Genomic DNA, 21,693 nt, shown 5'->3' on the forward strand with positions numbered 1-21,693 from the left:
ACCACGTCTTGCTCTCGAATCTGGAGGCAACATGAACAGTTGGCCAAGTCTGATTTTCGGTGCCCTGAGTCTGATCGCAGCCACCGAGGCGGCACACGCCGGTCTCGCTGCGGTCGACCCCGGCCCCTATACCGTCGCCACAGGACGTTTCCCGCAGTGGTACAAGGACCAGAACGATCTGGAACTGGAACTGTGCCAGTCCAGAGCCGTGAGCTCGCGCGTGGCGGCCGCCGTTCCACCGGCATACATGTGCACTCTGGGCGCCGTGCCCGGCTTGTACGACGATGCCTTTCCCATGGTCTACCCGGACAACTTCCCGGACGAGATGTTCTGGTACCTGCTGCAAGCGCAGATCAGGACCAACACCAGCCCGATCGCCGGCTATGGTCTTGAGATCTACACCGCCGGGGTGGAAGCGGCGTTCGCCACCGATCCACCCACTGACGGCTCGCAACAAAGCTTCGCGCGCATCCGCATGCGCATCGACATCCCCGCCGGGCGGCCCGGGACCTACACCGTCACCCACCCCTATGGCGTGGACACTTTCAACGTCACCACCACCGGGCGCCGGGCCATCAACCTGACACGCGACATCGGCATCGGTGCAGCGGGTGATTTCAGTGGTGCGCTGACCGGCAACATCGGGCCGTTCGTCAAAGGCATTGGAGGTCCCTACACCGAGGTCGATCCTGACACCGGTGCGGTCAACACCTACATCGGTGACCCGAATGTGCCAGAAGCCGTCACCGGCAGCCCGTTCGGCACCAACTTCGTCAAAATCGAGGGTCCGGCGGGCACGCTCATCCAGAACCTCTTCACCGTCAGTGGCAAGGTGCGCGATCCACGGGTGCAAACCCCGGTCGAAGTCAAGCGCGGCACGTACAGCCGCAACAGCTCCGGCACTCGCGTCGAACTGTTCGCCTCATCCCCGAACAGCTCCAGCCTGTGCTACCGGGAAACCCTTGCGCTGGTTCCCGGCACACCGGCTTCACCTTGCCAGTTCAATCTGCTTGGCGATAACAACGGCAACTTCTTCGTCGCCCATTCAGCCTCGACGCTGCCGCCGTTCGTGATCCTGACCGCCAGCAACCCGGTGGGCACCACCAAGCCAACGGCCGTCTCCACCAAACTGGTCGACGTGGTGAAAATCCGAACAGCCCGTTACACCTGGGACAACCACGCGCTGGTGATCGAGGCCGCGTCCAGCGACGAAACTTCGGTGCCTGACATGATTGCCCAAGGCTATGGCGCGCTGTCGAAAACCGGCACCTTGCAGCAGTTGACCGTGCCTAACCTGTTGCAGCCACCGCCTTTCGTGACCGTGAAATCGGCACGTGGTGGCGAAGACACCGAGCCGGTCACGGTGCTGGGCACTGCGCCCAACTCCGGCGCCAACCAGCCACCGGTGGTGGTCAATGACACCGGCAGCACGGGCTTCGGCGTCCCTGTGACCCTCAGCGTACTGACCAACGACAGCGATCCGGACGGCGACCTGCCGCTGACCATCAGCGACCTGACCCAACCGGCATCGGGCCTGGGCACCGTCGCGCTGAACGGCACCACGTCCATCGTCTACACCCCGCCTGCCGTGGTGAACACGCCAATCACGGCGACCTTCACCTACAAGGCCGTGGACAGCAAGGGACTGAAGTCGACCTCGCCGGCCACTGTCAGCGTCACCGTGGCGCCTAACCGCCCACCGGTCGCGGGCAATGACACCGGGGCAACACTGGCCGGGTCGCCACTGGTGGTCAACGTGCTGGCCAACGACACCGACCCTGAAGGCAACGTGCCGCTGAGCGTGACCAACCTGACACAACCGGCGGTGGGACGCGGCACCGTGACCACCAACGGCACCACCGTGACCTACACACCACCGGCCACCGTGACCGCTGCGTTCACCGCGACCTTCACCTACCAGGCGGCGGACTCGTTCGGTGCCCTGTCGACCCCGGCCACGGTCAGCGTTTCGGTCACCGCGCCTCCGGCCGGTAACGAGACCCTGACCATCACTTCGGCGCAAGTGCAGGTGCGTGGCGGTGGCGCGCTGTTCAGTTGGGACCTGGCGGGCACCAGTTCGGTGACCACCGGCAACACCATCGTCATCACCGTGACCACACCGACCGGCGTGCAAGAGCTGGATCGGGTGACCGTACCGGCGACCGGACGCTGGAGAAGTTCGGTGGTGAACACCATCGCGCCGTCGGCCACCAACCCGACCGCGACCGCCACCTCGTCCAAAGGCACGGTGCGGACACTGCCAGTCACCGTTCGTTGAGGCAAAACGGCCCGTCTGTGCACTCACACAGACGGGCCGAACGTCCCGAAAGGCCTCGCCGAATCGGGACAGGAGAACACCATGTCGCTGTCTGACTGCCGTTTGACGAAACACCCGATCGCGCTGTTGCTGATGCTGCTCATGACCTGCCTGTCGGTTCACGCCGACGACCTGGGCATGGGCGACGAACTCGGCGAAGGTTCGGAACTGGGTGCCCCGGTCAGTTTTCCGGGGAGCGCCTTCGTCGGTCAGCAGGCGACGATTCTGCAACAGGGTACGGCCAACATCGCCAACCTGTCGCAGAACGGTACCTCGCTGCTGGGCAACATCGTTCAGGTCGGCAGTGCTCAGGAAGCCTACATCCTGCAACAGGGCGCCAATCTCACGGCGTCCATCAATCAGCAGGGCAGCGGCAACCAGGCCAGCATCGTGCAGAACGGCTCCAACAGTCAGGCCGCCATCACGCAGAAAGGCGCCAACAACAGCGCCAGCATCGAACAGACCGGTACAGGGCTGCAGAGCAGCGTCAGTCAGTCTGGAAACGGCCAGAGCGTAGAGGTTCGTCAGATACGTTGACGCGCTCGACACCTCGGCAACTCACCATCAGGAGGTCTACACCATGTTTTTCAAACTCACCCCTGTCGCTGCTGCGGTTCTGGTCCTCGTTACCGGCCATGCCATGGCGGCCAACAGCGTCTCCAGCCAATACCAGAACGGTTCGGCCAACACCGCCGACGTGCAACAGATCGATGCTGCCCAGGCCAGCGTCCAGCAGGTGCAGATCGGTGACGGCAACGACACCGCCGCGTTCCAGCAGGACACCAATTCGTTCATTGACCAGCAACAGAACGGCAACCAGAACGGCGCCTATGGCGAGCAGATCCAGGAAATCTCCAGCACCATCACCCAACGCCAGACCGATCAACGCAACACCACCCATGCCAGTCAGATCGGCGGCAACGACAACCAGATCACCACCCACCAGTCGGGCACCGGCAACTTTGTGTTCGCCTATCAGGACACCCAGTCGGGCAGCACCATCAACACCGATCAGGCGGGCAACAACAACGAAATCACCGCCGAGCAATTGTTTGGCGGCAGCGGCAACAACTCGCAAGTCATCCAGCGTGGCGACGCCAACCAGGCGTTCAGCGAACAGGTCGAGCACCTCAACGGGCAGATCCAGATCCACCAGGACGGCCAGGGCCACTACGCCTACACCGATCAGCGTAACGGCTTCGGCGGCTCGATCACGGTCGAACAGTTCGGCCAGTTGAACACCGCCCAGATGTTCCAGGACAGCCAGATCGACAGCCATTCCAGTATTTCGCAGACCGGCAACCTGAACGAAGGCATCGTCGACCAGTATCGCGGCTCGGCCAACATTGGCGCCGTCACCCAATGGGGCGACCGCAATGCCGCCAGCGTGGCGCAGTACAACGTCACCAACAGCGGCACCAACGTGTATCAAAACGGCCAGGACAACCTGCATTACAGCTCGCAAGCGGGCACCGGGCAAAGCATGACCTCGGTGCAGACCGGCAGTGGCAACAAGGTCTACGCCAACGAGTTCGAAGGCGCCAAACTGGGCGGCCAGTTCGGCAACGGCCAGACAGCGTTCCTCAACCAGAATGGCCAGCAGAACAGCATCGCCCTTACCCAGAAAGGGCTGGGCAACCTGTCCAACCTGAAACAGAGCGGTGCGCGTAACGACGCGACGGTCAGTCAGGACAACAACTACAACGAGCTGTATTTTGAACAGAACGGCAGCGACAACATTCTGATTGCCGACCAGCGCGGCGATAACAACTACGCTCAGGGCACCTCGTTCGGCAGCAGCAACACCACTGACATCACCCAATCGGGCACCCAGAATCAGGCGTATACCAGCCAGGACGGCGACGGCAACATCGCCACGGTCAAACAGGCCGATGCCTACAACGTGGCTTACGTGAGCCAGACAGGGAACGCCAACATGGCCAACGTCAATCAGAGCGCGACCAATCAGGCGGCGAACATCACTCAAGTGGGGAACTCGAACCAGGCGACGGTGAATCAGCGATAACCGCTCTTGCAGGACCCAGAGCCGCCGCAAGGCGGCTTTTTTATGATTCAACCGTCGCGCTCCGCATGAGAACGAATCGATTGTTTGCACACTGCGCTCCCGTAGCCGTACGACCATTGCTGTTGCTTTTGCTTCTGCTCTTCACGCACTGATAACCCAGACACCACCGACCGAGACTTGCGTTCGGCGGTGTCTGAAGTGACGCGTTCCAGGATCAAGATCAACGGCACCGGTCGGCATCTCTGTGCCTTGCACCTGGCCGTTACGGCGAATCCCGCGCTTCAATTTGCCAACGCTGTCCCCGCATCCCCTAACAACCGATGGTAATCACGCAACACATCCGGCACATAGCGCCGGGTCTCGGCAAACGGTGGGATCACGTTGCCACGCTTGCTCACCGCCGCAGGCCCCGCGTTGTAGGCCGCCACGGCCAGCGACACGTCGTTGCCAAACATCACCATCAATTGCTTGAGGTAGCGCGCCCCACCCTGAATGTTCGAACGGGGATCCCAAACGTTGGTCACACCCATGTCCCGAGCGGTATCGGGCATCAACTGCATCAACCCGGCAGCGCCTTTCACCGACAACACCGAGGGGTTGTAGCCCGACTCGATACGAATCACCGCATGCAGCAACGCCTCTGGCAGATCATTGCTGGCCGCTGCCTGCGACACCTCCTGAGCATAGGGCCGCTGGCTCACCGTCATGCTCTTTTCATCACGCCCGACCAAGGCCGGCGCGGCAGCCTGAAACGCAGGTACGGACACCGGCTCATGAAACACCCGCTGCACCTCGCGACCGGCCCGCTTGACGTTGGAAATGATGATGCCGCCGTCCGCCGTCCGGGAGATGTACACGTCGGCCTCGGCGGCCAGCGGCAGTATGCACAGCGTCAGCAATACGCCTCTGAACGCGCGTTCAACATCCATCCGTGCCTCCTCTGGCACGCTCGCTAAAACTGGGGGTTATTCCCCACTCGCGGTGCCATGGAAAGGGTCAACGCAAAGGCTGTGCCGCCCAATCCCCACCTCGCAAATGCCCGGCCCAGAAGGCTGCACGCAATCGCTCAAGGTCGCGTCTGTCGGCGCGCACGGCAATTGCATGAGCCCTCTGGACAACCCGATTTACGGAGGTGTTTATGGGGAATTTCACCCGCTGTGCGTCATCGCTCAACCCACCGTCGGGGCACCGCCGTCACGCGGGCTTCACCCTGCTTGAGCTGTTGGTGGTGTTGGTGGTGCTGGGGCTGCTGGCCGGGATCGTGGCGCCCAAGTATTTCAGTCAGTTGGGCCGCTCCCAGACCAAAGTGGCCCGGGCGCAGATCGAGGGGCTGTCCAAGGCGCTGGATTTGTACCGGCTGGAAATCGGTCATTACCCGTCCACCGAGCAGGGCTTGCAGGCGTTGGTGGTCGCGCCTGCCGAGGAATCGCACTGGACCGGTCCTTATCTGCAAAAAGCCGTGCCTCAAGACCCGTGGGGTCGCAGTTATGTCTATCGCTATCCGGGAGAAAACAGCGAGTACGACCTGCTCTCCATGGGCAAGGACGGGCAGCCCGGTGGCGAGGGCGAAGACGCTGAAATCACCAACTGGCAGTGACGACCATGAAATTTACCATCAAGGCCGTGGGCAAACGGGGGGAAGTGTTGTCGCTGGCCATGGACGCCGACAGTTCGGTGGACGCCCAGACGCTGGTGGAAGCCCAGGGCATGCGGGTGCTGAACGTTCGCGCCGAATCGCGCTGGGTGATTCGCGGGATGCGTAAGCCGGACACCTTCAATCTGGTGCTGTTCAGCCAGGAACTGACCACCCTGCTCAACGCCGGGCTGCCGCTCATCGACGCGCTGGAAAGCCTGGCTGAAAAGGAAACCGCGCCCCAGGCCCGCAAAACCCTCTGCGGTCTGGTGCGGCTGTTGTATGAAGGCAAATCGTTTTCCCAGGCGCTGACCCAATTCCCGGCGGTATTCCCCACGCTGTATGTGGCGCTGGTGCAATCCAGCGAAAAAACCGGTGCCGTTGGCGAGGCGCTGGGGCGCTATGTCTCCTATCGCAAACGCATGGACGAAGTGCGCCAGCGCATCGTCAGCGCCTCGGTGTACCCAATGCTGCTGTTGATCGTCGGCGGCGCCGTGGTGCTGTTTTTGATGGGCTACGTGGTGCCGCGCTTCAGTCTGGTGTTCGAAGGGCTGGGCTCGAATCTGCCGTGGCTGTCGCGCATCCTGATGGAAACCGGGCTGTTCCTGCACGCTCACCAGATGGACTTCGCCATCGGTTTCGTTGCGGTGGTGCTGGGGACGGCGCTGCTGGTGCGCCAACGGCGTTTTCGTCTGGCGTTCAACCGCACGCTGGAACGGGTGCCCACCGTGCATCAGCGAGTGTTCATGTACGAGCTGGCGCGCTTCTATCGCTCGCTGGGCATTCTGCTGCAGGGCGGGATTCCGATCCTCACGGCCATGGGCATGGTGCGTAACCTGCTGGGCAGCGCTTCACAGGTCAGACTGGACGCGGCCAGCGAACGCATTCGCGAGGGCCAGGCGCTGTCGATCGCGCTGGAGCAGAATCAACTGTCCACGCCGGTGTCTCTGCGCATGCTGCGTGCGGGGGAACAATCGGGAAATCTGGGGCAAATGATGGAACGCACCGCTGATTTCTACGACGAGGAAATCAGCCGCTGGATCGAATGGTTCGTGCGCCTGTTCGAGCCGCTATTGATGACCTTCATCGGGCTGTTGATCGGCATGATCGTGATCTTGATGTACATCCCGATCTTCGAGCTGGCGTCGAGTATTCATTGATGGCGACAGCCGTAGCACGCTTATCTGATCGTTCCCACGCGGAGCGTAGGAACGATCATCACATCAACAACACTTCGGCCCCGCCTTCCCGCCATAACGCGCATCCTGGCGTTCCCGGAAGAACGCCTCGTACGACATCACCGGCTGGTCAGGGTGGGTCTTTTGCATGTGCTCGACATAGTTGTCGTAGTCAGGCATGCCCACCATCAGGCGAGCAGCCTGCCCGAGATATTTGCCGAGGCGACTCAGGTCGTTGAACATCAGTGCGCTTCCGGCATGGCCTGGAACGGCGCTTCCTTGTCGCTGCGCTCTTGCTTGACCCACGCCGCACGGCCGACTTTCACCGCGTAGAACAGGATGCTCAGCACCACGAACAGGAACAATGTGGTCAGCGCTGCGTTGGTGTAAGCGTTGAAAATCACGTGCTGCATTTGTTCAACGGTCTTCGCTGGAGCGAGAATCTGACCGGCATCGGCCGCTGCGCTGTATTTCTTGGCCAGGGCCAGGAAACCAACGGCCGGGCTTGGGTCGAACAGCTTGATGAAGCCAGCGGTCACGGTACAGATCAGCAACCACGACGCAGGCAGGATGGTGACCCACGCGTACTGCTGACGTTTCATTTTGATCAGCACCACGGTCGCCAGCATCAGCGCGATCCCCGCCAGCATCTGGTTAGAGATGCCGAACAGCGGCCACAGGGTGTTGATGCCGCCCAGCGGATCGATAACGCCTTGATACAGCAGGTAACCCCACAGCGCGACGCAGCCACCGGTACCGATCACGTTGGCGGTCCAGGACTCAGTGCGTTTCAGCGCGGGTACGAAGCTGCCCAGCAGGTCTTGCAGCATGAAACGACCGGCACGGGTGCCTGCATCGACAGCGGTCAGGATGAACAGCGCTTCGAACAGGATTGCGAAGTGGTACCAGAACGCCATGGTGTTTTCGCCAGGCAGCACCTGGTGCAGGATTTGCGCGATACCGACGGCCAGGGTCGGCGCGCCACCGGCACGGGCCAGTACGGTGTTTTCGCCGATGTCTTTGGCGGTGGCGATCAGGGTGTCAGGGGAAATGGCGAAACCCCAGCTGCTGATGGTCTGCGCCACGGCAACCGGATCGGCACCGACCACAGCGGCCGGGCTGTTCATGGCGAAGTACACGCCCGGATCGATGACCGAAGCGGCGACCATGGCCATGATGGCGACGAACGACTCCATCAGCATGCCGCCGTAACCGATGTAACGCGCGTTCTTTTCGTTATCCAACAGCTTCGGCGTGGTGCCCGAAGAAATCAGCGCATGGAAGCCGGACACCGCGCCACAGGCGATGGTGATGAACAGGAACGGGAACAGCGCGCCCTTCCACACCGGGCCAGTGCCGTCGGTGAACTGGGTCAGGGCAGGCATTTTCAATTCGGGCGCCAGAATCAGGATACCGATGGCCAGCGCGACGATGGTGCCGATTTTCAGGAAGGTCGACAGGTAATCACGTGGCGCCAGCAGCAGCCAGACCGGCAACATGGCGGCGACGAAACCGTATCCCACCAGCATCCAAGTGATCTGCACGCCGGTAAAGGTGAAGGCGTGCGCCCATTCAGGGTGCGAAGCGACTTGGCCACCGGCCCAGATCGACAGCAGCAACAGCACGACGCCGATGATGGAAATCTCACCGATGCGGCCCGGGCGGATGTAACGCATGTACACGCCCATGAACATTGCGATCGGAATGGTCGCCAGCACCGTGAACATGCCCCATGGGCTTTCGGCCAAGGCCTTGACCACGATCAGCGCCAGCACCGCGAGGATGATGATCATGATCAGGAAGCAGCCGAACAAGGCGATGGTGCCCGGCACACGGCCCATTTCCTCACGGACCATGTCGCCCAGCGAGCGGCCGTTACGGCGGGTGGACAGGAACAGGATCATGAAGTCCTGCACCGCACCGGCCAATACCACACCGGCGATCAGCCAGAGCGTGCCGGGCAGGTAGCCCATCTGTGCAGCCAGCACCGGGCCGACCAGCGGGCCTGCACCTGCGATGGCGGCAAAGTGGTGACCGAAAAGAATGTGTTTGTTGGTCGGAACGTAGTCCAGGCCGTCATTGTTGATCACCGCCGGAGTGGCCCGGGTCGGATCGAGTTGCATGACGTGGTTGGCGATGAACAGGCTGTAGTAGCGGTACGCAACCAGATAAATGGCTACGGCGGCGACGACAATCCAGAGGGCGTTGATGGCCTCGCCGCGGCGCAGCGCGACGACACCCAGGGCGCAGGCCCCAAGGGCTGCAACGGCGAACCAACCCAGGTGTTTGGTCAGTCGGGTCATGGTGAGTCTCCTGCCGCGGCTCATGGCAACGGCGTCATTGTTATTGTTCGATCCGGGGTAACGGAGCGTCGCCACTATCCCCGCTGTTGTCACGAAGAGAAATTCGTACTACTACGGTTCTTCCTGCGTAGTTCTACGTAGACCAGATCACGACACGATTTCTGAATGATTCGGATGTACCGGCCAATCGCGAATGAATTCGCTCCCACAGGTTGATCCGCGCATTCCGGATTTAGGTGGCAACTCCTACAGGTGTCCAGCGTGAACCAATGCGTGTCTAATACGGCCCATAACAACACCCGCGCCGGACACCGCCTGCCATGCAACTCAAACACAAGATCGTCGCCCTGGGCATTCTGCCGTTGATCCTCGCGGTCTGCGTGATCTGCGCGCTGGTCATCGTGCAAAACCAGCGTCTGGGCGAGCAGCAGGCGCAGTTGATCGAAGACAGCATCCTGGCCAGCAAGCGCGCGGAGCTGAAAAACTACGTCGAGATGGCCATGAGCGCCCTCGCACCGATCTACGACAGCGGACGCGATGACGAGCGGACCAAGCAGCAGGTGCTCGATGAATTGGCCAAACTCAGCTTCGGCATCGATGGCTATTTTTTCGTCTATGACCAGAGCGGCCGCAACCTGATGCACCCCCGGCAAGCTGCGCTGGTGGGCAAAGATCTGTGGAACATGACCGACCCCCAAGGTCTGCTGGTGATTCGCGCGCTGCTGCAAAGCGCCGAATCCGGTGACGGCTTTCAGCATTACGCTTGGGAAAAACCTTCCACCGGCCAGGTCACCGACAAACTCGCCCATGTCGTCATGCTCAAGCGTTGGGGCTGGATGCTCGGCACCGGCATTTATCTGGAAGACGTCGAGCGCGCCACGCAGCAGGCCCGTCAAGAAGTCGCCCGCGGCATTTACGCCACCATGCTCGACATCGGCGCGGTCGCGCTGATTGCCGTGCTGCTGGTGTTTGTCTGCGGCCTGACTCTGAACGCCAGTGAGCACCGGCTGGCCGACCGCAAATTGCAATTGCTCAACCAACGCATCATGAATTTGCAGGAAGAAGAACGCTCGCGGCTGTCCCGTGAGCTTCACGACGGCATCAGCCAGGTGCTGGTGTCGATCAAGTTCCAGTTCGAACTGGCGGCCCTGCAACTGGAGAGCGTGCAACTGGAAGGCAATGATCAACGGGGCCTCGACACCCTGCGCCAAGGCACCGAGCGGCTGGGCGAGGCCATCGGCGAGATCCGCACCATTTCCCACGACCTGCGCCCGTCCCTGCTCGACACCTTGGGGCTTGCGGCCGCCGTCACTCAACTGGTGGCCGAGTTCGAACAGCAGACCGGGCTGACCATTCACTACACCCACAATCTGGGGGACCTGAAGCTGGCCGACGGCGCTCCTGTGGCGTTGTTCCGCATTCTTCAGGAAGCGTTGACCAACATCGAACGCCACGCCCACGCGCAGAACGTGTTCATTGATTTACAGGGCACGAAAAAACAGGTGCAACTGACAGTGCGCGACGACGGCGTGGGCTTCCGGGTCGATGTCGCGCACTTGCAGGAGATACAGGGGGGCATCGGTTTGCGTAATATTCGCGAGCGCGTCGAGCATTTCCATGGTCAGCTCAACCTGTACTCCGTGCCGGGGCACAGCGAACTGACGGTGGTCATGCCGGTCAGCGTTGCCGCCTGAATCATTCACTCAAACAGGAATCCCGTCCCGCATGAGCGCCAGCCCGACCATCCGCATCGCCCTCGTCGACGACCACTCTCTGGTCCGCGACGGCGTGCGTGCCCTGCTCTCGACCCGCCCCCTGTTCGAGGTGGTGGGCGAGGCCGAGAACGCCGCGCAAGGCCTGGCGATGTGTGAAGAGGTCAAGCCGGACATTCTCCTGGTGGACATCGGTTTGCAGGACATGAATGGCCTGGAACTGACCCAGTTGATTCGCCAGCGCTGCCCGGCGATCAAAATCCTGATTCTGAGCATGTACGACAATCAGGAATACGTCGCCACCTCGATCCGCGCCGGGGCCAGCGGCTACGTGCTAAAGAACGCGCCGTCACGGGAAATCGTCGCGGCCATTGAGGCGATTGCCACCGGCGGGACCTTCTACAGCGCGGAAGTCACCCTCAAGCTGGTGTCGAAAAAAGTCGACGACAACGAACTCACGCCCCGTGAGGTGCAGGTGCTGGTGGGGCTGGCCAAGGGGCTGGACAACAAGACCATCGCCCGGGATATGGCGATCAGCGTGCGCACCGTGGAAACCCACCGGTTGAGCATTCGTCGCAAGCTCAATATCGACAAACCGGCGGGGTTGGTGAAGTACGCGATGGAGCATGGGTTGTTGTTGCCGTGACCCAGTAACTCGACGCCCCAACAGGGTACCAGGTTTATTCCTTTGGCAATCCTCGCTGCGCCGTCTCCTGATCCACCGGCAACGCAAACCGGAACGTCGCGCCCTGCCCCGGTACATCCAGCAGCTCGATCCGTCTCCCGTGCAATTGCAGAATCTGGTGCACGATCCGCAATCCCAGCCCGCCGTCCCGCCGCGCGCCGCCGATGTTGAACGGCCGCAGAAACAACCCCTCGCGCAGCTCGGCAGCAATCCCCGGTCCGCTGTCACTGACCGTCACCTCAACGAACGCGCCCTTGGGCTGCAAGGCAATGCGAATCTCGCCACCTGCCGGAGTGTGGCGCAAGGCGTTGTCGAACAGGTTGGTCAGCACCCGCTCGATCAATCCCAGATCCGCATGCACGCCCGGAATCGACGGTGCAAAATTCGGGATCAGCCTCACGCCCTTGCTTTCAGCCCCCAGTTCGAACTTCTGGAAGATGTCCTGTACCAGATCGGTCAGTGAAAAACGCTCGATCACCGGCACCACGAAGCCATGTTCCAGACGCACCAGATCCAGCAGCGATTGCGCCAGGCCACCGACCTTGCGGCTCTGATCCAGCGCGATGCCCAGATAACGTCGCCGCTCCTCCGGGCTGAGGCTGGCGTCCTTGACCGACAGCACTTCCAGATAGCCGTGCAACGAGGCCAGCGGCGTGCGCAGGTCGTGAGAGATATTGGCCACCAACTCGCGTCGATCCTGACTCTGGCGGGTCAAGGTCTGCCACTGCTCGCTCAGGCGGTGCTGCATCTGCTTGAACGTAGCGTCGAGCACGGCGATTTCATCGTGGTCGTGACGGGCGGGTTCGCTCGCCGAGGCGGGCAACGCGGCGGGGGCTGCGTTGATGTCGAACTGGCCCACCGCATCGGTCAGGCGCCGTAGAGGGCGGGTGATCCAGGCGAACGCGGTCAGGCCCGCGAGCAAGCACAGCAAGGCGATCAAGCCAATCGACCACAGCGCGGTACTCAGCGCCTCACTGGTGGCGCCGCGTTCGGCAAAACGGTCGTGGGCCTCACCCAACAGCACCACGTAGAGAAAGCCCGCGGGTTTGCCCATGACCATCAGTGGCGCGGCACTGAACACCTTGCGCGCATCCATACTGCGAGGGTCATCGCCGAGAATCGGCAGCGGGTTCCCAGCCAGCAACTGGCGAACCGGGGCCAGATCGACGTGATCGCGCAGCACCCGGTCCTTGGGCGCGGCATCACCGACAATCTTGCCCTCGCCATTGAGCAAGTACACCTCAACGCTGGGGTTGACCAGCATCAACTGGCTGAACAGCTCGCGCACGGCATCGGGTTTCAAGCCATTGGCGTCCATCAACTGAGTGTCGCGAGCGATGTGCTGGGCCAGGTCGCGGGACAGGCCCTGCACCACTTCCAGCTCATGCATCTTGTTGGAACGCACCTGCAGCAGCACCGAGGCGCCACAGCAGATCAACAGCAACAGGGCGAAGACCAGCGACAGGCGCTGGGTCAGGGTCATCTTCACGAAGCGTCACTCCCCTCACCCGGCTCGGCGAATTTATAGCCGCGCCCCCACACGGTCAGAATGCGCAAAGGCTGGGCCGGGTCGACCTCGATCTTCGCTCGCAGGCGGTTGATGTGGGTGTTGACGGTGTGCTCATAGCCTTCGTGGTTGTAGCCCCACACCGAATTGAGCAGGTCGAGACGGGAAAACACCTTGCCGGGTTGGCGGGCAAAAAAGTACAGCAGGTCGAACTCGCGGGGCGTGAGGTCGAGCAAACGGCCTTCCAGCGATGCCTCTCGGGTCAGCGGGTCGATGAACAGCCCGGCGCTGGACAGGCTGCCCGCGTCCATTTTCAGATTGCGGGCCATGGCGTCCACCCGGCGCAACAACGCTTTGACCCGCGCCACCAGTTCCATCATCGAGAACGGTTTGGCCAAGTAGTCGTCGGCGCCCAGTTCAAGGCCGAGAATCCGGTGCATTTCACTGGAACGGGCGCTGGTGATGATAATCGGCGTGTAGCGGGTCATGGCCCGGGCGCGGCGGCAGATTTCCAGGCCATCGACGCCGGGGAGCATCAGGTCGAGGATCAACGCATCCCAACCGCCCTGCTCCAGCAGGCGTAGGCCCTTTTCGCCGTCGGCGCTGTGCACCACCTCGAAATGTTCGTCCCGCAGGTGCAGGCAAATCAGGTCGGCGATATGGCTATCGTCTTCCACCACCAGAATGCGTTTGGGCTGATCCATCGAAAGCAAACCTTGCCAGTGCGACGTGCGCGATGCCGCCATTGTGCCGATTTTGTCGGCGTTCAGTTATCACGAATTGTTTAACTCTCGGTGAGGATTCCGGGAACAGCGGCCCCCTAATCTGGGCTCATCGCATTCATTGCCTGCGCTTGGCGGGCCATGTCGAGGGGTCCAACATGTTTTCAAGACGACAATTCATGGTGTTGAGTGGTGGCGCAGGGGTGGCGGCCATTGCGCTGGGGCTGTTGCCCAAGTTCGCAGAGGGCGAAACCATGGCCCCGCAAGACGGGCCGATAGGCAGCTTTGAAGTCAACCACAGCGACGCCGAGTGGCATGCGCTGCTCAGCGACGATCAGTTTCAGGTGCTGCGCCGCGAAGCCACCGAACGCCCCTACAGCAGCCCGCTGAACGAGGAGCATCGCACGGGCACATTCGCCTGCGCCGGGTGCCAGCTGTCGCTGTTCTCCTCGACCACCAAGTTCGACAGCCACACCGGCTGGCCGAGCTTCTGGGCGCCGCTGGACAACGCCACCGCCGTGCGCACCGACACCTCGTTCGGCGTGCTGCGCAAGGAAGTGCACTGCCGCCGTTGCGGCGGGCATCTGGGGCATGTCTTCACCGACGGACCGAAGCCCACGGGGTTGCGCTATTGCATGAACGGCTTGGCGATGAATTTCGCAGCGCAAACCAGTTAGCGGCTGACACGCCCCCCCCTGTGGGAGCTGTCTTGCTGGCGAATGGGGTTCGACAGTCAACCCATCTGTGGCTGACCCAACGCTTTCGCCAGCAAGCCGGCTCCCACAAGAAGGCGTCCAACCCTGGAAATTCGGCGCACATCAGTCCGTAACGTCATTTCAACTACGGGCCTACATGATTCACTTGAAGGGAATTGACCCATGCTCCTGATCATCCTCGCCTACCTCGGCGGCGTGCTGACCATCGTTAGCCCCTGCATCCTGCCGGTGCTGCCGTTCGTTTTTGCCCGCACCGGGCAGCCCTTCGTGCGCAGCGGTCTGCCGCTGCTGGTCGGCATGGCGGTGACCTTTGCGCTGGTCGCCACCCTCGCTGCCGTCGGTGGTGGCTGGGTCGTGCAGCTCAACCAGTACGGGCGAGGCCTGGCGCTGGTGTTCGTGGCGCTGTTCGGCCTCACCCTGTTGCTGCCCAAACTGGCTGAACGCCTGACCCGGCCGCTGGTGGCTGCGGGCAGTCGCCTGTCCGAAAACGCAGGCGTCGATGCCAAGCCCAGCCCGTGGGCCTCGTTCATGATCGGTGTGGCCACCGGCCTGCTGTGGGCGCCATGTGCTGGTCCGATTCTGGGTCTGGTACTGACCGGCGCGGCCCTGCAAGGCGCCAGCGTCGGCACCACCCTGTTGCTGCTGGCCTATGCGGCGGGCGCCGCCACCTCTCTTGCGCTGGCCTTGCTGGTCGGCGGCAAGGTATTCGCGACGATGAAACGCTCGCTGGGTGCCGGTGAGTGGATCCGTCGTGGCCTGGGTGCTGCCATGCTCGCCGGTGTCGCGGCCATTGCGCTGGGCCTGGACACCGGTCTGCTGACACGCGTCTCCACCGCATCGACCAACAGCCTGGAGCAGTCCTTGGTGTCGCGCTTCAAGGGCCAGCCTGAAAGCAATCTGATGCAGGGCGGCGGCGCGATGATGGCGCAGAACATCCCCGGCAAAGACGACGCAGGCACCAGCATGCAAGCCTCTGGGGCGATGATGATGGCCGCGAAAAACAGCACGCCGAGCCTGCCGGTCGAAGGCCAGTTGCCGTCCCTCGATGGCGCCGTGCAGTGGCTGAACTCAGCACCGTTGAGCGCTGAACAACTGAAAGGCAAAGTGGTGCTGGTCGACTTCTGGACCTACTCCTGCATCAACTGCCTGCGCAGCCTGCCCTACGTCAAAGCCTGGGCCGAGAAATACCACGATCAGGGGCTGGTGGTGATCGGTGTTCACGCACCGGAATTCGCCTTCGAGCGCGACGTAAAAAACGTCACCAAGGCCATGGCCGATCTGGGCATCACCTATCCCGTGGCGATCGACAACAACTACAAAATCTGGCGCGCGTTCGACAACCGATACTGGCCTGCCCACTATTTCATCGACGCCAAAGGCCAGATTCGCTACCACCACTTTGGCGAGGGCGCTTACGACGAATCCGAGCGTGTGATTCAGGAACTGCTGCGTGAAGCCGGCAGCCAGCAAGTCGCCAGCGACCTGATCGACACCAGCGGCAAGGGCGTGCAACAGGCGCCGGACATGGGTGAAGTGAAGTCTCCGGAAACCTATCTGGGCTTCGAACGCGCCGAAAACTTCGTCTCGCCGGGCGGTGCCAAAGGTGATCGCGTGGCCAGCTACATCACCCCGCAAAACCTGTCGCTGAACAGTTGGGGCCTGGACGGTCAGTGGAACATCGGCTCCGAGCGCGCCAGCCTGAATGCCGCCAACGGCAAGATCGTCTACCGCTTCCACGCCCGCGACCTGCATCTGGTGCTCGGCCCGGGCAACGATGGCAAACCGGTGCGCTTCAAGGTCTCCATCGACGGCAAGGCGCCCGGTGACGCACACGGCACCGACGTCGCACCGGATGGCAGCGGCACAGTGACCGAACAACGTTTGTACCAATTGGTGCGTCAGCCCGGCGACGTGGCCGATCACACCTTCACCATCGAATTCAGCGATCCGGGTGTGTCGGCCTACGCCTTCACGTTCGGTTGATCTCGCCTCGTTTCAGGAGTGTCAGTCATGAAAAAGCTCAACACTGCTTTGCCCACTCTGCGTCGCAAGGGCCTGCGTCTGTTGCTCGGTGCCGCCCTGCTGCAAACCGCCGCCTGCTCCTTCGCCGGTGAAGACGCGGTGACTATCGCGCCACCCCAGAAAGACGAAATCGTCAGCACCCCCGGCACCGAAACGGCCGTGCTCGCCGGGGGCTGCTTCTGGGGTGTTCAGGGGGTGTTCCAGCACGTTCAGGGCGTGAAGAAAGTCGTTTCAGGCTATGCCGGGGGCAAGGCCGACACCGCGCACTATGAGCGAGTCAGCGAAGGTGACACCGGCCATGCCGAATCGGTGGAAATCACTTTTGACCCGTCGCAGGTGAGCTACGGCACGCTGCTGCAAATCTTCTTCTCGGTGGCCCACAACCCGACCGAACTGAACCGCCAGGGCCCGGATCATGGCACCCAGTACCGGTCGGCGATCTTCCCGGAAAGCGCCGAACAACAAGCGGTGGCCCAAGCCTACATCGCGCAACTGGACGCGGCCAAATCGTTTAACGCGCCCATCGTGACCAAGATCGAAACCTACAACGGCTTCTACCCCGCCGAGGATTACCACCAGAACTTCCTGACCACCCACCCGACCTACCCGTACATCGTGATCAACGATCTGCCCAAGGTCGGGCAGTTGAAGCAGTTGTTCGCCACGCGTTACAGCGAACAGCCTGTGCTGCTGAAGACGGCTGAGTGACCCAAACCGTTTAGTAAAACTAAACACCCCACGGTAAATCCGGTCTTTCGAAGGGCTCGCCCTCTTCCCTACTGTTCTCCCATTCGCCGACAGCCCTGTTCTGACTGTCGGCGTTCGAGGAGAAACCATGATCGATGTTCTAGTCATAGGCGGTGGCAACTCCGCACTGTGCGCAGCCCTGATGGCACGAGAAGCCGGAGCCAGCGTCATGCTGCTCGAAGGCTCGCCCAAAATCTGGCGGGGCGGCAATTCCCAGCACACCCGCAACCTGCGCTGCATGCACGACGCCCCACAAGACGTGCTGGTGGACGCCTACCCCGAAGAAGAATACTGGCAAGACCTGCTGAAAGTGACCGGCGGGCTGACCAACGAAAAACTCGCCCGGATCGCCATTCGCGACTCGTCATCGTGCCGCGACTGGATGCGCAGCCACGGGGTGAACTTCCAGCCGCCTTTGTCCGGGGCGCTGCATGTGGCGCGCACCAACGCCTTCTTCATGGGCGGCGGCAAAGCGCTGGTGAACGCCTATTTCCGTAGCGCCGAGCGGTTGGGGGTGAAAATTCGCTACAACGCACAGGTCAGCGACATCGAACTCAAGGACGGCCAGTTCGTCGCTGCGCATCTCGCTGAGCGTTTCGTCGATGGCCAAGCCATGCCCGCCGAACGCATCGAGGCCCGCACCTGCGTACTGGCGGCCGGGGGCTTCGAGTCGAACCGCGAATGGCTGCGAGAAGCCTGGGGCCAGAACGAGCGCGGCGAATGGCCTTCGGACAATTTCCTGATTCGCGGTACGCGTTTCAACACTGGCGTGTTGCTGCGCAGGATGATCGATCTGGGCGCCGACGTGATCGGCGATCCAACCCAGGCGCACATGGTCGCCATCGACGCCCGCGCACCGCTGTACGACGGCGGTATCTGTACGCGCATCGACTGCGTGTCGCTGGGCGTGGTGGTCAATCGCGACGGTGAGCGTTTCTATGACGAGGGCGAGGACTTCTGGCCCAAACGCTATGCGATCTGGGGCCGACTGGTGGCCGGACAACCCGGCCAGCAAGCGTATTCGATCATCGACCAGCAAGCCGTGGGCCGCTTCATGCCACCGGTTTTTCCCGGCACTCAGGCCAATACCCTCGCGGAGTTGGCGCGCAAGCTAGACCTGCCTGAAACGGCGTTCGTCGAGACCGTGGAAAACTACAACCGCGCCTGCCACGTGGGCACGTTCGATCACACCTCACTGGACGACTGCCACACTGAAGGCCTGACACCTGCGAAGACGCACTGGGCGCGTCCGCTGGTCAAACCGCCGTTCTACGCCTACCCGCTCAAGCCCGGCGTGACCTTCACCTATCTGGGCCTGGCCACCGATGAAACCGCCGCCGTGCACTTCAACGGCCAACCCAGCCGCAACCTGTTCGTCGCCGGAGAAATGATGGCGGGCAACGTGCTGGGCAAGGGCTACACCGCCGGGATCGGCATGGCCATCGGCACCGCGTTCGGCCGCATCGCCGGGACTCAGGCCGCTGCGGCGGCGGGTTTCGGTTCTACCACGTCTCAATCGGGCATCACTCAGCGGGAGTCGCGCCATGCAGTTGTTTGAACCCACCTCGGCGGGCGAGCTGATCCCGGTGCTGAACCTGCAAGAAACCGAAGTGCAGCGCCAGATGACCATCTGCAATGCCTGCCGCTATTGCGAAGGCTTCTGCGCGGTGTTCCCGGCCATGACCCGGCGTCTGGATTTCACTCAGGCAGACATCCACTACCTGGCCAACCTTTGCCACAACTGCGGCGCCTGTCTGCACGCCTGCCAATACGCAGCGCCTCACGAATTCGCGGTCAACGTGCCCAAGGCCATGGCCAAGGTGCGCCTGGACACCTACGCCGAATACGCCTGGCCCAGACCGCTGGGCAAGCTCTACCAGCGCAACGGCCTGACCCTCGCCCTCGCGGCAGGCGCCGGGCTGGCGCTGTTCCTGTGCCTGACGCTGCTGATCATGGGCAACCTGTTCACCGCCATGCCAGGCGGGAATTTCTACGGGATTTTCCCGCACAACACCCTGGCGCTGATGTTTGGCACGGTGTTCGGTTTTGCCGTACTGGCGCTGGCCATAGGCGTGCGACGGTTCTGGCGCGAGGTCACGCCGGGCGAAGCCTCGACCTCCCTGAAAACCTCCGCCGCGCTGGAAGCCAGCGCCAACGTCGCACAACTCAAATACCTCGACGGCGGCCACGGTCAGGGCTGCAATAACGACGACGACCGCTTCACGCTTTGGCGTCGGCGTTTTCATCACCTGACTTTCTATGGCTTCATGCTCTGCCTGGCGGCGACGGGCGTGGCGACGCTCTATCACTTCCTGCTGAACTGGCACGCGCCCTACCCGGTGCTCAGCCTGCCAGTGATGCTGGGCATCGCGGGCGGTGTCGGCCTGCTGATCGGACCGGCAGGCCTGCTGTGGCTGAACCTGCGACGCCACCCCGAACACGGCGACGCCGAGCAGAAACCCATGGATCGCGGCTTCATCGCCCTGTTGCTGGCCTTGAGCATCAGTGGCCTGGCGCTGCTGGCATTTCGCGAAACGACAGCACTTGGCCTGTTACTGGCGATTCACTTGGGTTTCGTGATGGCGTTCTTCCTGACCATGCCCTACAGCAAGTTTGCCCACGGCATTTTTCGCAGCGCCGCGCTGTTGAAGTTCTCCATCGAAAAACGTCAGCCCAATCCCATCAATGCCGGGTCCGACTGACGGCCTCGACTCACCGCAAGAACCGACCCCTCCAATAACAAGACCGAGCACCACAGCCATGATGAACACCTCCCATCCAAGCCCATCGAGGGGCGCGAAATTCGCGGCCATCGTGCGGGTCACCAGCGGCAATTTTCTCGAACAGTTCGATTTCTTTCTGTTCGGTTTTTACGCCACCTACATCGCCCAGACCTTCTTTCCCGCCAGCAGCGAGTTCGCCTCGTTGATGATGACCTTCGCGGTATTCGGCTCCGGGTTTCTGATGCGCCCCTTGGGCGCCATCGTGCTGGGCGCCTACATTGACAAAGTCGGGCGTCGCAAAGGCCTGATCGTCACGCTGTCGATCATGGCCTGCGGCACGGTGTTGATCGCACTGGTGCCGGGTTACGCCAGCATCGGTCTGGCCGCGCCGTTTCTGGTGCTGCTCGGACGTCTGTTACAAGGCTTCTCGGCGGGTGCTGAACTGGGCGGCGTGTCGGTGTACCTGGCGGAAATCGCCACGCCGGGACGCACCGGCTTCTACACCAGTTGGCAGTCGGCCAGTCAGCAGATCGCGATTATCCTCGCGGCCGCGCTGGGCTACGGCATCAACGCCTGGCTCGACGCCACGCAAATTGCGGCGTGGGGATGGCGCATCCCGTTTTTTGTCGGCTGTGTGATCATCCCGTTCATCTTCGTGATCCGTCGTTCACTGCAAGAGACCGATGCGTTCAAAGCTCAGGCCCATCACCCGACCGCCCGCGAAGTGTTTCGCTCGATGCGTGACAACTGGCGCACGGTGCTGGCGGGGGGGCTGCTGGCCTCGATGACCACCACGACCTTCTACCTGATCACGGTCTACACCCCGACCTTTGGCAAATCGGTGCTGCACTTGAGCACCACCGACAGCCTGATCGTCACCCTGTTCGTGGGCCTGACCAACTTCATCTGGCTGCCGATCGGCGGCGCGATTTCCGACCGCATCGGCCGTCGTCCGCTGCTGCTGGGTATCTCGTTGCTGTGCATCCTCACCGCCTACCCAGCGATGCACTGGCTGGCTCAGGCGGCGAGTTTCGAGCGCCTGTTGGTTGTATTGCTGTATTTCTCGTTTTTCTTCGGGATGTACAACGGCGCGATGGTTGCGGCGCTGACGGAAGTCATGCCGCAGAACGTGCGGGTGGTGGGGTTCTCGTTGGCGTTCAGCCTGGCAACGGCCATTTTCGGCGGCTTCACCCCGGCGATGTCGACCTGGCTGGTGCAGGCCACCGGCGACAAGGCATCGCCCGCGTTCTGGCTGATGTTCGCGGCGGTGTGCGGGCTGGCGGCGACGTTGGTGCTGTACCGTCGGCAGAAGGTGTGGGTGGCGAAACCTGTCTGACGTCGTGAGTCTCCTGTAGCAGCACGGCTTGCCTGCAGTAGCGTCCTCACAACCGCTGCCGCCGGC

Annotated in this window: 18 protein-coding genes; 13 read left to right on the forward strand and 5 right to left on the reverse strand. The window is 62.2% G+C overall.

Features of this window, described 5'->3' with window-relative positions; all coding sequences use genetic code 11:
* The first annotated feature begins 31 nt into the window (after positions 1–31).
* The 3 genes from ACI5GA_RS02835 (at position 32) to ACI5GA_RS02845 (ending at position 4,343) form a co-directional block, all read left to right on the forward strand.
* Positions 32–2,278 carry an Ig-like domain-containing protein gene (locus ACI5GA_RS02835; RefSeq protein WP_421421592.1) on the forward strand — a complete coding sequence of 749 codons (2,247 nt, stop codon included), beginning with the start codon at positions 32–34 and terminating at the stop codon, positions 2,276–2,278.
* A gap of 81 nt (positions 2,279–2,359) precedes the next feature.
* Positions 2,360–2,854 (forward strand): curlin, encoded by a 495-nt coding sequence (locus ACI5GA_RS02840; RefSeq protein WP_404632356.1) that lies wholly within the window; start codon positions 2,360–2,362, stop codon positions 2,852–2,854.
* Positions 2,855–2,897: 43 nt separating this feature from the next.
* Entirely contained in the window at positions 2,898–4,343 is a 1,446-nt protein-coding gene (locus ACI5GA_RS02845; RefSeq protein ID WP_421421594.1) for a curlin, read from the forward strand.
* Positions 4,344–4,624: 281 nt separating this feature from the next.
* Here ACI5GA_RS02845 and ACI5GA_RS02850 read toward each other — a convergent pair whose 3' ends face one another.
* The gene (locus tag ACI5GA_RS02850) at positions 4,625–5,272 is read right to left on the reverse strand and encodes a lytic transglycosylase domain-containing protein (protein WP_421421596.1); all 648 of its coding nucleotides are present in this window, start codon (positions 5,270–5,272) and stop codon (positions 4,625–4,627) included.
* Positions 5,273–5,481: 209 nt separating this feature from the next.
* Here ACI5GA_RS02850 and gspG point away from each other — a divergent pair, with 209 nt between their 5' ends.
* The gene (gene gspG, locus ACI5GA_RS02855; protein WP_404632362.1) at positions 5,482–5,940 is read left to right on the forward strand and encodes a type II secretion system major pseudopilin GspG; all 459 of its coding nucleotides are present in this window, start codon (positions 5,482–5,484) and stop codon (positions 5,938–5,940) included.
* A gap of 5 nt (positions 5,941–5,945) precedes the next feature.
* The gene (locus ACI5GA_RS02860; RefSeq protein WP_421421599.1) at positions 5,946–7,136 is read left to right on the forward strand and encodes a type II secretion system F family protein; all 1,191 of its coding nucleotides are present in this window, start codon (positions 5,946–5,948) and stop codon (positions 7,134–7,136) included.
* A 63-nt stretch (positions 7,137–7,199) separates the two neighbouring features.
* Here the strand turns inward: ACI5GA_RS02860 and ACI5GA_RS02865 are convergent, their stop codons facing one another.
* A complete protein-coding gene (locus tag ACI5GA_RS02865) occupies positions 7,200–7,397 on the reverse strand; it encodes a YbdD/YjiX family protein (RefSeq protein WP_346831135.1) in 198 nt (65 codons plus the stop codon).
* On the reverse strand, positions 7,397–9,457 hold the full coding sequence (locus tag ACI5GA_RS02870) for a carbon starvation CstA family protein (protein WP_404632366.1): 2,061 nt from the start codon (positions 9,455–9,457) through the stop codon (positions 7,397–7,399). The genes ACI5GA_RS02865 and ACI5GA_RS02870 overlap by 1 nt, the downstream gene beginning before the upstream one ends.
* A 320-nt stretch (positions 9,458–9,777) precedes the next feature.
* On the opposite strand from ACI5GA_RS02870, the gene ACI5GA_RS02875 reads away from it, so the two are divergent.
* Together ACI5GA_RS02875 and ACI5GA_RS02880 are read left to right on the forward strand one after the other, a co-directional pair.
* Entirely contained in the window at positions 9,778–11,151 is a 1,374-nt protein-coding gene (locus ACI5GA_RS02875) for a cache domain-containing protein (RefSeq protein WP_404632368.1), read from the forward strand.
* 31 nt (positions 11,152–11,182) lie between these two features.
* Entirely contained in the window at positions 11,183–11,815 is a 633-nt protein-coding gene (locus ACI5GA_RS02880; RefSeq protein WP_404632370.1) for a response regulator, read from the forward strand.
* A gap of 34 nt (positions 11,816–11,849) precedes the next feature.
* Here the strand turns inward: ACI5GA_RS02880 and ACI5GA_RS02885 are convergent, their stop codons facing one another.
* Together ACI5GA_RS02885 and ACI5GA_RS02890 are read right to left on the reverse strand one after the other, a co-directional pair.
* Entirely contained in the window at positions 11,850–13,343 is a 1,494-nt protein-coding gene (locus tag ACI5GA_RS02885) for a sensor histidine kinase (protein ID WP_404632372.1), read from the reverse strand.
* Entirely contained in the window at positions 13,340–14,065 is a 726-nt protein-coding gene (locus tag ACI5GA_RS02890) for a response regulator transcription factor (RefSeq protein ID WP_421421605.1), read from the reverse strand. The genes ACI5GA_RS02885 and ACI5GA_RS02890 overlap by 4 nt, the downstream gene beginning before the upstream one ends.
* Before the next feature lie 176 nt (positions 14,066–14,241).
* On the opposite strand from ACI5GA_RS02890, the gene msrB reads away from it, so the two are divergent.
* The 6 genes from msrB (at position 14,242) to ACI5GA_RS02920 (ending at position 21,627) form a co-directional block, all read left to right on the forward strand.
* Positions 14,242–14,760 (forward strand): peptide-methionine (R)-S-oxide reductase MsrB, encoded by a 519-nt coding sequence (gene msrB, locus ACI5GA_RS02895; RefSeq protein ID WP_421421608.1) that lies wholly within the window; start codon positions 14,242–14,244, stop codon positions 14,758–14,760.
* Between the two features lie 201 nt (positions 14,761–14,961).
* Complete coding sequence (locus ACI5GA_RS02900) at positions 14,962–16,782, forward strand: cytochrome c biogenesis protein DipZ (RefSeq protein WP_421421609.1); 1,821 nt, start codon at positions 14,962–14,964, stop codon at positions 16,780–16,782.
* A gap of 27 nt (positions 16,783–16,809) precedes the next feature.
* Positions 16,810–17,529 carry a peptide-methionine (S)-S-oxide reductase MsrA gene (msrA, locus tag ACI5GA_RS02905; protein ID WP_421421611.1) on the forward strand — a complete coding sequence of 240 codons (720 nt, stop codon included), beginning with the start codon at positions 16,810–16,812 and terminating at the stop codon, positions 17,527–17,529.
* A gap of 127 nt (positions 17,530–17,656) precedes the next feature.
* Positions 17,657–19,126: an FAD-dependent tricarballylate dehydrogenase TcuA gene (gene tcuA, locus ACI5GA_RS02910; protein ID WP_421421614.1), complete on the forward strand. Its 1,470-nt coding sequence runs from the start codon at positions 17,657–17,659 to the stop codon at positions 19,124–19,126.
* Positions 19,113–20,270, forward strand: a complete 1,158-nt coding sequence (tcuB, locus tag ACI5GA_RS02915) for a tricarballylate utilization 4Fe-4S protein TcuB (protein WP_421421615.1) — start codon at positions 19,113–19,115, stop codon at positions 20,268–20,270. The genes tcuA and tcuB overlap by 14 nt, the downstream gene beginning before the upstream one ends.
* A gap of 61 nt (positions 20,271–20,331) precedes the next feature.
* Positions 20,332–21,627, forward strand: a complete 1,296-nt coding sequence (locus ACI5GA_RS02920; RefSeq protein WP_421425427.1) for an MFS transporter — start codon at positions 20,332–20,334, stop codon at positions 21,625–21,627.
* Positions 21,628–21,693 lie beyond the last annotated feature (66 nt).

This window comes from Pseudomonas sp. Pseu.R1 (assembly GCF_045764065.1).
Taxonomy (GTDB): Bacteria; Pseudomonadota; Gammaproteobacteria; order Pseudomonadales; family Pseudomonadaceae; genus Aquipseudomonas.